The sequence below is a fragment of the Pseudomonas sp. 10C3 genome (genome assembly GCF_036346185.1).
Classification (GTDB): domain Bacteria; phylum Pseudomonadota; class Gammaproteobacteria; order Pseudomonadales; family Pseudomonadaceae; genus Aquipseudomonas.
Map to the genome: position 1 here is coordinate 1 of NZ_JASJVE010000199.1, position 240 is coordinate 240.

Sequence of the window (240 nt, forward strand, 5' to 3'; positions counted from 1 at the left end):
TCTACGCCGGCTCGCTGGTGCCCGCCGCCGTGCTGGAAGGTCATCAGGCGCTCCAGGTGGTCAACAGCGCCGAACTGCACCTGGAGCAGATCATCGAGCTGATCAAGACGGCCCATGCCCAAGGCCAGGACGTGGCGCGGGTGCACTCCGGTGATCCCAGCCTGTATGGGGCGATTGGTGAACAAATACGCCATTTGCGTGAGCTGGGCATCCCTTTCCAGATCATTCCAGGGGTCACGG

General features: G+C 62.9%; 1 protein-coding gene. It reads left to right on the plus strand.

What is annotated here, in order from left to right:
• A partial coding sequence (locus QN399_RS26620) for an SAM-dependent methyltransferase (RefSeq protein WP_330201979.1) occupies nt 1-240 on the plus strand: 240 nt, incomplete at both ends.